Annotated in this window: 1 protein-coding gene and 1 pseudogene; both read right to left on the reverse strand. The window is 51.4% G+C overall.

Annotation, left to right across the window (positions count from 1 at the left end; all coding sequences use genetic code 11):
• A pseudogene (locus ACTHUM_RS14040) lies at nt 1-439 on the reverse strand (acetate kinase); the annotation flags it as partial.
• Nucleotides 440-652: 213 nt separating this feature from the next.
• The coding region (prpF, locus tag ACTHUM_RS14045; RefSeq protein WP_440403175.1) for a 2-methylaconitate cis-trans isomerase PrpF at nt 653-1,439 on the reverse strand (787 nt) is incomplete at its 5' end.

The raw sequence follows: 1,439 nt of genomic DNA on the forward strand, positions 1-1,439 counted from the left end.
TATCCATCACGCCGACATTGGGCAGACCCGGGAAATGCTCTTGCGCAGCCAAAATGCCGTTGATATTAGCAGGATTGTGCAGCGGAGCGAGCGGAATGCAGGCATTGAGTTCGTCCATTACTGCTTGGTCGATCAAAACAGATTCGCTGTATTTTTCGCCGCCGTGTGCGATGCGGTGGCCGATGGCTTTAATGCGGTCGTGTAGGCCGTGTTTTTCAAGCTCTTTCAACAGCATACCTACTGCACCGGCATGATCGTTACGGCCGGTCAAAGCTGTTTGGCATTTTTTGCCGTCTTTGCTGAACGTAATGACTGCTTCGGGCGTACCCAAACGTTCGCCGAGACAGCTTAAGAGAACTTTACCGTTTTTACGGTCGATAACGGCACCTTTGAGTGAAGAGCTGCCGCAGTTCAGAACAAGAATGAGTTGGTTGGACATGGTGTTTCTCCTTTGAATTTTTGATTGTTTTTTTGACTTCAGGCCGCCTGAAAAGAGCAAGAACATTTGAGAGCTTTTCAGATTGCCTTTGATTTGGTGTTTAGTCAGGCTTCATGCCCAACCCTAATCTCCATTGCAGGTATCGCTACCTGACTAAAATCTGCTTATTTGGTTTTCAGACGGCCTTGTTTAGTGCTGCGGCCGTATGAAAACTTAAAAGCAATCTTCCGGCACTCGGACTTGTCCTTCCATAATCACGCGTGCACTACGGCTCATGACCGCTTTGGTGGCCGTCCATTGTCCGTCCTGACATTCGGCGGCTGCACCGACACGCAGTGTGCCTGACGGATGACCGAAGCGGACTTCTTTACGCGCTCCGCCTCCGGCTGCAAGGTTGACCAGCGTACCAGGCACGGCGGCAGCGGTAGCGATGGCGACTGAAGCGGTGCCCATCATGGCGTGGTGCAATTTGCCCATGCTCAGCGCGCGTACCAATAAGTCGATGTCGGCAGCTTTGACGGTTTTGCCGCTTGAAGCGGTATAATCGGCCGCAGGGGCGACAAAAGCGACTTTCGGAGTATGGGCGCGGGTGGCGGCTTCGGATACATCGCTGATCAAGCCCATTTTCAGCGCACCATACGCGCGGATGGTTTCAAATTTTTCCAGAGCCGCGGCATCGTTGTTGATATCGTCTTGCAACTCTTTGCCTGTGTAGCCCAAATCTGCGGCATTCAGGAAAATGGTTGGAATACCGGCATTGATAAGCGTGGCTTTCAGACGGCCTATATTCGGCACATCAATTTCATCGACCAAATTGCCGGTTGGAAACATACTGCCTTCGCCGTCGGCTGGATCTAAAAATTCGATTTGTACTTCAGCGGCAGGGAACGTTACGCCGTCAAGCTCAAAATCACCTGTTTCCAAAACTGCACCGTTTTGCATCGGCACATGGGCAATAATGGTTTTGCCGATGTTTTTCTGCCAGATTTTGACGGTACAC

The organism is Neisseria sp. P0021.S006 (assembly GCF_051956895.1).